The 7,987-nt window shown below is 65.5% G+C and carries 5 protein-coding genes and 1 pseudogene; 5 read left to right on the forward strand and 1 reads right to left on the reverse strand.

Annotation, left to right across the window (positions count from 1 at the left end; all coding sequences use genetic code 11):
- Genes ABE459_RS14665 through ABE459_RS14685 form a run of 5 tightly spaced genes read left to right on the forward strand, consistent with a single transcriptional unit; the run spans position 1 to position 5,839 of the window.
- Positions 1-945: a DUF58 domain-containing protein gene (locus ABE459_RS14665; protein ID WP_125463291.1), complete on the forward strand. Its 945-nt coding sequence runs from the start codon at positions 1-3 to the stop codon at positions 943-945.
- On the forward strand, positions 942-1,436 hold the full coding sequence (locus tag ABE459_RS14670; RefSeq protein WP_323831168.1) for a DUF4381 domain-containing protein: 495 nt from the start codon (positions 942-944) through the stop codon (positions 1,434-1,436). The genes ABE459_RS14665 and ABE459_RS14670 overlap by 4 nt, the downstream gene beginning before the upstream one ends.
- A complete protein-coding gene (locus ABE459_RS14675) occupies positions 1,429-2,505 on the forward strand; it encodes a VWA domain-containing protein (RefSeq protein ID WP_125463289.1) in 1,077 nt (358 codons plus the stop codon). The genes ABE459_RS14670 and ABE459_RS14675 overlap by 8 nt, the downstream gene beginning before the upstream one ends.
- Positions 2,502-4,220 carry a VWA domain-containing protein gene (locus ABE459_RS14680; RefSeq protein ID WP_323831167.1) on the forward strand — a complete coding sequence of 573 codons (1,719 nt, stop codon included), beginning with the start codon at positions 2,502-2,504 and terminating at the stop codon, positions 4,218-4,220. The genes ABE459_RS14675 and ABE459_RS14680 overlap by 4 nt, the downstream gene beginning before the upstream one ends.
- The gene (locus ABE459_RS14685; protein WP_323831166.1) at positions 4,217-5,839 is read left to right on the forward strand and encodes a BatD family protein; all 1,623 of its coding nucleotides are present in this window, start codon (positions 4,217-4,219) and stop codon (positions 5,837-5,839) included. Before ABE459_RS14680 ends, ABE459_RS14685 begins: the two co-directional genes overlap by 4 nt.
- A 1,649-nt stretch (positions 5,840-7,488) precedes the next feature.
- Here the strand turns inward: ABE459_RS14685 and ABE459_RS14690 are convergent.
- A pseudogene (locus ABE459_RS14690) lies at positions 7,489-7,987 on the reverse strand (PAAR domain-containing protein); the annotation flags it as partial.

The following is a 7,987-nucleotide window of genomic DNA, read 5'->3' on the forward strand; positions in this document are numbered from 1 at the left end:
ATGCCCACCCGCACGCTGGCCGACTCCGGCATCCGCATCGGCCTCGCCGACTTGATCGACATGCGCCACCGCGTGCGCGAAATCCAGCTGTTCTCGCGGCCCGGGCAACGCAGCCCGCTGGTGGGCCTGCACCACTCCAAGCTGCGCGGGCGCGGGGTGGACTTCGACCAGGTGCGGGTCTACCAGGCCGGCGACGATGTGCGCAACATCGACTGGCGCGTCACCGCGCGCACCCAGGAGCCGCACACCAAGCTGTTCCATGAGGAGCGCGAGCGGCCGATCTTCATCATGGTCGAACAGAGCCAGCGCCTGTTCTTCGGTTCAGGGCTGATGTTCAAGTCGGTGCTGGCGGCCCAGGCCGCTGCCCTGTTCGGCTGGGCCGCGCTGGGCCACAACGACCGTATCGGCGGGCTGGTGTTCGGTGACAACGAGCACCTGGAGATCAAGCCCCGGCGCAGCAAACAAAGCCTGCTGCAGTTGCTCAACCGCCTGGCGAAGGTCAACCAGGCCCTGCATACCGAAGCCCTGCCCCAGGCCGACAGCCTGGGCCTGGCCCTGCGCCGGGCGCGCGAGGTGCTGCGCCCGGGCAGCCTGGCCATCGTCATCTGCGACGAACGCGCCCTCAGCGCCAGCGTCGAGCAACACCTGGCGATGCTCTCGCGCCATTGCGACGTGCTGCTGTTGCCGGTCAGCGACCCGCTCGACCACGCCCTGCCCGCCGCCGGCCTGTTGCGCTTCGCCCAGCGCGGTGCGCAACTGGAACTCGACACCCTCGACGCCGGCCTGCGCCAGGCTTACCGCCAGCAGGCCGAAGCACGCATCGAGCGCTGGGAGTTGCTGGCGCAAAAACTGCGGGTAGTGCTGATGCCGCTGAGCACCCAGAGCGAAATGATCGAGCAACTGCGCGAATACCTGAATGCCCAGCGCTCCGGGAGCCGCCAATGAACCCGTTGGATCAGCTGCAGCCACTGATCGCCCCGGCGCCGATCGGCCTGTGGCCACCGGCGCCGGGCTGGTGGTTGCTGCTGGCCCTGCTGCCGTTGCTGGCCTGGGGTGCCTGGCGCCTGCGCCGCTGGCGCCCAGGCAAGCGCAAGGTGGTGCGTGCCGAACTGCCGCTGGACCCAGTGCGCGTCGAAGCGCTGGCAGAGCTGGCGCGCCTGCCGCGCCCCTACGACGGTGTGCCGGCCGGCGCCTGGCTGCAGCAGATCAACGCCCTGCTCAAACGCCTGTGCCGCAACCACTACCCCGGCGCCAACAGCCATACCCTCAACGGCCGGCAATGGCTGGCCTTCCTCGACAACCGCTGCCCGGCCGCCGGCCTGACACGCTGGATGGTGCTGGTCGAAGGCGCCTACAAGCCCGAGTGCAAGCTCGACGATAAAGCCATCGCCGGGCTCGCCCAGGCGGTCGAAATCTGGATCCGCAAGCATGTTTGAACTGGCCTGGCCGTGGCTCCTGGCGCTGTTCCCGCTGCCCTGGCTGGCGCGCCTGGTGCTGCCCGCCGCCGACAGTGGCGAGCCGGTGCTCAAGGTCGGCTTCCTCGACGAGCTCGAAGGCCTGGCCGGGCGCCGCGCACGGCTGAACCTGCCGACCTGGCGTCAACAGGCGCCGTTCATCCTGATCTGGTTGCTGTTGCTGCTGGCCGCCGCCCGCCCGCAATGGCTGGGCGAGCCGGTGCCGGTGTCGGCCAGCGGCCGCGACCTGCTGGTGGCGGTGGATGTGTCCGGTTCCATGGACTTTCCCGACATGCAGTGGCAAGGCGAGGAAATCAGCCGGCTGGACCTGGTCAAGGCCCTGATGGGCGACTTCCTCCAGGACCGCCAGGGCGACCGGGTCGGGCTGATCCTGTTCGGCAGCCAGGCCTACCTGCAGGCCCCGCTGACCTTCGACCGGCGTACCGTGCGCACCTTCCTCGACGAAGCGCAGATCGGCATCGCCGGCAAGAACACCGCCGTCGGCGACGCCATCGGCCTGGCGGTCAAGCGCCTGCGCCAGCGCCCGGCACAAAGCCGGGTGCTGGTACTGATTACCGACGGCGCCAACAACGGCGGGCAGATACACCCGCTGACCGCCGCCCGCCTGGCGGCCCAGGAAGGCGTGCGCATCTATACCATCGGCATCGGCGCCAACCCCGAGGCCAGCGGCACCCCCGGCCTGCTCGGGCTGAACCCGAGCCTGGACCTGGACGAGGCCTCGCTCAAGGAGATTGCCGACATCACCCACGGCAGCTACTTCCGTGCCCATGACGGCGCTGAGCTCAACGCCATCGGCGACACCCTCGACCAATTGGAACCGGTGGCCCAGCAACCCACCCAGGCCCGCACCGCCAGCGAGCTGTACGCCTGGCCGCTGGCCCTGGCCCTGCTGCTCAGCGTGCTGCTGGTGGTAGCCGTGCAGTGGCCGGACAACCTGCTGCAACGCCTGCTGCGCAAACCGCGCTTTCTGCAGCCGCACCCCGAATGGCGCCAGCGCCTCAAACGCCTGCGCCTGAGGAGGCGGCGATGATCGAACTCTGGCCGCAATGGCTACGCCCACTCTGGCTGCTGGTAGTGCCCCTGCTCGGCTGGCTGCTGTTCAAGCTCTGGCACCGGCGCAAGCGTGCCGGGCGCTGGCAGCTGATCCTGCCCCAGCAGTTCCACGCCGTGCTGCTCGGTGGCGGCAGCGGCAGCACCAGCAAATTACCCTGGGTCGCCCTGGGCCTGGCCTGGCTGCTGGTGGTGCTGGCCCTGCTCGGGCCAAGCTGGCAGCGCCTTGAAGAAACTCGCCAGCGCCCCGCCGACCCGCTGGTGATCCTGCTCGAGCTCACCCCGCAGATGCTCGCCGAAGACACCGCGCCCAACCGCCTGGAGCAGGCCCGGCGCAAGATCCTCGACCTGCTCGAACACCGGCGTGACAGCCAGACCGCGCTGGTGGTCTACGCCGGCTCCGCGCACACCCTGGTGCCGCTGTCCGACGACCTCGGCACCACGCGCAATCTGCTCGAATCAATCGACCCGTCGATCATGCCGCAGCCCGGCCAGCGCGCCGACCTGGCCGTGCAGAAAGGCCTCTCGCTGCTGGCACAGAGCGGCCTTGGCCAGGGCCGCCTGCTGCTGATCGGCTCGGCCCTGAGCGAACAGGAGCGCGACGGCATCACCAAGGCCCTGGGCCGCCAGGGCCCAAGCCTGTTGATGCTGGGCATCGGCAGCACTGAAGGCGCGCCCGTGCGCCAGGCCAACGGCGAGTACCTCAAGGACGATCAGGGCGGCATCCTCATGCCGCGCCTGGACAGCGCCGCGCTCAAGAGTTTCATCAATGGCACCGGCGGGCGCTACCGCCACGCCCGGATCGACGACCTCGACCTGCGCGGCCTGGGCCTGTTCGACAACCCGCGCCTGCTGCGCAACGACGGCCAGACCGTGCAACTGGACAGCTGGGCCGACCAGGGTTACTGGCTGTTGCTGCCCCTGCTGCTGCTGGCCGCCTGCGCCGGTCGACGCGGTTGGCTGTTCTGCCTGCCGCTGCTGCTGGCGCTGCCGCAACCGAGCCAGGCCTTCGAGTTCAATGACCTGTGGCTAAGGCCGGACCAGCAGGGCCAGCAGTTGCTCCTGCGCCAGCAACCGGCGGCGGCCGCGCGCCACTTCCAGGACCCGCAATGGCGCGGCATGGCCCTGTACCAGGCCGGCGACTTCGCGGGCGCCGCCGCCGCCTTCGCCCAAGGCAGCGACGCCGCCGCCCACTACAATCGAGGCAATGCCCTGGCCCGCGCCGGCGAGCTGGAAGCGGCGCTGGACGCCTACGAACAGGCGCTGGAGCGCCAGCCCGACCTGAAGCCGGCGCTGGACAACCAGGCCCTGGTCCAGCAGCTGCTGCAACAGCGCGAGGCCAAGGCCGAGGAACCGCCGGCCAATGCCGATGCCCAGGACACACCCGGCACCGACAACCAAGGCAACAGCAGTTCATCCAGCGCCCAGGGAACCCCTGGCGCCGATGAGCAGGCCCAGCCAGAGCAGTCTGCTGAAAATGCCAACGGCAACACCAGCCAGACAGCGCCCGGCACTGCCGGGGGCAACGATGACAGTGTCACCCAGCCGCCACAGCGGCCGGTCTCCACCAGCCTCGACGCCGAACAGCGCCAGGCCTTGGAACAATGGCTGCGCGAGATCCCCGACAACCCGGCGGAGCTGTTGCGGCGCAAATTCTGGTATGAACAGCAATTGCATCAGGAAACCTCACGATGAGTCGCCTCGGCGTCTTGATTTTCACCCTGCTGTGGGCCCTGGCGGCCCAGGCCGAGCTCACCCTAAAGGCCAGTGTCGACCGCACGCGCCTGGAAGCCGGCGAAACCCTCGAGCTCACCCTCGAGAGCCAGGACGTCACCCAGTTCGGCAAACCCGACCTGCATGCCCTCGACGCCGACTTCGAGGTGCGCGGCACGCGCCAGCTCAACAGCCTGCACAGCCTTGACGGCGAAACCCGCGCCAGCACCCGCTGGATCATCACCCTGCTGCCGCGGCGCAGCGGCAGCCTGCGCATCCCCGAACTGCAACTGGGGCAGTCCCACAGCCAGGCCATCGACCTGCAAGTGCAGCAGGCCGACAGCCAACGCCCGGACGTCGCCTCCCAGGTGTTCGTCGAGACCACCCTGGACAGCAACGAGGTGTACGTGCAGGCCCAGGCCGTGCTCACCTTGCGCATCTATCATTCGGTGGCGCTGTACGACGACAGCAGCCTCAGCCCGCTGCAACTGGACAACGCCAAGGTCGACCCGCTGGGTGAGTCGCGCACCTATGAAAAAGACATCAACGGCGTGCGCCACGGGGTGATCGAAACCCGCTACGCGCTCTACCCGCAGCAAAGTGGCGAGCTCGAAATCCCACCGCTGCAGTTCACCGCCACCGCCGCCGACAACGGCACGCAAGCGGCCGGCAGCCCCCGGGTCGGGCGCCAGGTGCAGGTCAGCTCGCTGCCGTTGCGCCTGACCGTCAAGGCAATCCCCGCCAACTATCCGAAAGACCGCCCCTGGCTGCCGGCACGCAACCTGACCCTGGAAGAGCACTGGTACCCCGACCCAGCAAGCCAGCCTACCCAGATCGGCGACTCGCTGACGCGCAATGTCACCCTGCGCGCCGACGGGCTGTCGAGCACCCAGCTGCCGCCGCTGCCGGCCACCGAGGCAGTCGGCCTGCGCCGCTACCCGGACCAGCCGCTGCTGCGCAACGAGATCAGCGAACGCGGCATGGTCGCCAACCGCGAAGAGCGCGAGGCGCTGGTGCCCACCCACAGTGGCGAGTTGGCCCTGCCGGCGCTGGAGGTGACCTGGTGGAACACCCTCGAAGACCACCTGCAGCAGACCAGCCTGCCGGCGCGCACCCTCAGCGTGCAGGACAACCCGGCGCTCAGCGCCGACACCCCGGTCGGCGACAGCAGCACCAACCACCTGTTGTGGCCCTGGCAGCTGGCCACGCTGATCCTGGCCCTGACCACCTTGCTCGGTTTCACCCTGTGGTGGCGCGCCCGCTCGCAGCCGGCGGTACTACGCGCCGCGCAGACCGGCCCGAGCCCGCGCACGCTGCTCGACGACCTCAAGCGCGCCTGCCAGGCCAACGACCCCCAGGCCACCCGCCAGGCGCTCGACGCCTGGGCGCGGCAGCAGCCGGAGACCCTGGCCGAGATGGCGGCGCGCTTCGTGCCGTTGTCCGATGCGCTGGATGGTTTGAATGGGGCGTTGTACAGCGAGAGTGGCCAGTACTGGCATGGGGATGAGCTGTGGCGGGCGATCGGCGACATTCCCCGGGCCGAGCAGGTGCTGGCGCCGGCGGGTGAGGCGGGGAGCTTGCCGCCGTTGTATCCGAAATAACCGCAGGTCTATCGCTTGAGGGCGGCGAGGTGCCAGGCGACAGTCTTGCAGCGCTCTTGAGATCGAGCGCCGCCCGCGCGGCGCATCGCTGGCAAGCCAGCTCCCACATTTGTTTCGGGCCAATTATGCCTGTGGGGGTACCGCTGCCCGCCTTGGTGCATGTCTTGAGTCTGGCGCAGGGCCTTCAGCGCCCACTTCGAAATCGAGTCGGGCCAACAAGGCGTGCAGCGATGTAGTCACAGGAGTGACTGGCCCGAAACAGATGTGGGAGCTGGCTTGCCAGCGATGCGCCGCGCGGGCGGCGCTCGATCTTGTAGGCACTACAACTCTTTCGGCGAACACATCACGGCCAAACCGATCCAACCTCAACACCACACACCCGGCTCCAAGCCCCCCCGATGAGTTACCATATCGCCCTCACCCCAATACCCCCTGCCGCTCATCCAGCGGATCTTCCATGCGTCTGTTTCACACTTCCGACTGGCACCTTGGCCAGAGCCTGCATGGCCAGGAACGACTTATTACATGCCTGCTTCCTCGACTGGCTACTCGGCCAAGAGATCCCCCAACGCAGGTCCTCGTGCTACCCCAAGCTCAAACCACAGACTACTGCAAGGCATCAAAGCCTTACCTGAATTATCACTTTCTCAAGGTACAACTCTCACAAATGACACCAAGAGAAAAAGCATTCCCAGCCCTATAAATAAAAAATAGCTACTCACTTTCATGCAGCATTTCAAATATTCAGGGAAATCTCGCCAGTCGTTAGCGTCCAACCATCCACGGCGGAACCCGTGTGATGGCCAAACCGCAGCAAGGCTCATAGCACTAACGATCAACATCCGAGACCGCAACCTCGTCGCCCCCCCAAAGAACAAGCTCATCCTGCAGGCCACTGCTGCGCCCAAAGGCACGACACATGACGTGAAAGTGGCGTGAACCCGCAATATAGGCATTAACGACGAGCCCGACAATCAACAAAAGAAATGGAGTCACCAGCAACAGCAGCTTTACAACAACAGAGCCCCCACTGACATCAATTATATTCAGCATTATAAATAACCCCCATCGAGCTGCTAGCGTTCGGCGTTTTCTGCGCACAAGGAAAGCCCGCATGACCAGCAACCGCTTCAAGGTCATTGCCGCAGGTGATCGCTATGGTCTATCGCATCGTGATCTACCGCAAAGGCCAAGTCCTCGACGGTGACCGCATCACCACAACCTCCATTAATAGCCGAGATGATTGACCCCGCAACTATTATGTCCGTTTCAGCTCAACAAATAGCTCAATGACGGCTGCCCAAACCAAAGAAACATAGACACAGACAATAGCGGCTCTTATACGCCTCTTGAGATAGGCAGGAAAGTTTTGATAGTCCTCCGAATCCAGATCACCCCGCCTAATCGATAACCCTGGCCAGATTAGCACTCCCGCAATAGCACCCACCGTCATCAATCGGAGCTTTAATGTAAACCCCCCTCCTCGCCTCAACTCATCATGCAAACATTTACTTCTCTGAAGCGCTTCACACATCAAATCAAAGTGCCTCGAGGAAGCGATATGCGCACTGATTCCTATGCCTGTGAGCCCAGTTAAAAAGGGTGTAATCAATACTGCGATTTTCACACCTGCCGGCCAATCATTCAGATCAATCATAGAATGTCTCGTAAATTGTCTCTCCAACATACTCAGCGGCTTGCCCCAAGAACGAACTGCCTGCAAAAGAACCTGCCCCAACTGTTGCTATTCCGCAGACTGCTCGCCCCCACGGGCCGAAGTAGCAAACGTACTTGATTGCCGACTGCCCGGCCAAAGCGCCAGCTGTTCCTCCGGCCAACCCTCCAGCAAAGCTACCTGTCTCAGTGAACCGAATCCGTTTGCACTCTTCGGTCTCCCCCGCCCGGCACGCCTCGTAGATCTTCATGTACAACGAAGTCGCCCCCACCCCCACCGCCACATGCCCGCCGTACTTCAGGTACTTGGTCATCTTCGCCATCTCATCCAGGTGCGTCGCATACCCAGGGATCGCCCCCGGAGCGCCGGCCTTCGACCAGTGATGCACCAGGCTCTTGGTCGAGATCCCCAGCCCACGACGCAAATCCTCGTGCTGCCCCAGGTTCAGGTACTTGCCGAGAAAAGCGCTGCGC

Origin of the sequence: Pseudomonas sp. TWI923, assembly GCF_039673365.1 — a bacterium.
GTDB lineage: Bacteria > Pseudomonadota > Gammaproteobacteria > Pseudomonadales > Pseudomonadaceae > Aquipseudomonas > Aquipseudomonas sichuanensis.

Bases quoted from the DNA above. Each gene is read 5' to 3' on its own strand.
- ABE459_RS14665 (WP_125463291.1), top strand. From the start codon at position 1: ATGCCCACCCGCACGCTGGCCGACTCCGGCATCCGCATCGGCCTCGCC.
- ABE459_RS14670 (WP_323831168.1), top strand. From the start codon at position 942: ATGAACCCGTTGGATCAGCTGCAGCCACTGATCGCCCCGGCGCCGATC.
- ABE459_RS14675 (WP_125463289.1), top strand. From the start codon at position 1,429: ATGTTTGAACTGGCCTGGCCGTGGCTCCTGGCGCTGTTCCCGCTGCCC.
- ABE459_RS14680 (WP_323831167.1), top strand. From the start codon at position 2,502: ATGATCGAACTCTGGCCGCAATGGCTACGCCCACTCTGGCTGCTGGTA.
- ABE459_RS14685 (WP_323831166.1), top strand. From the start codon at position 4,217: ATGAGTCGCCTCGGCGTCTTGATTTTCACCCTGCTGTGGGCCCTGGCG.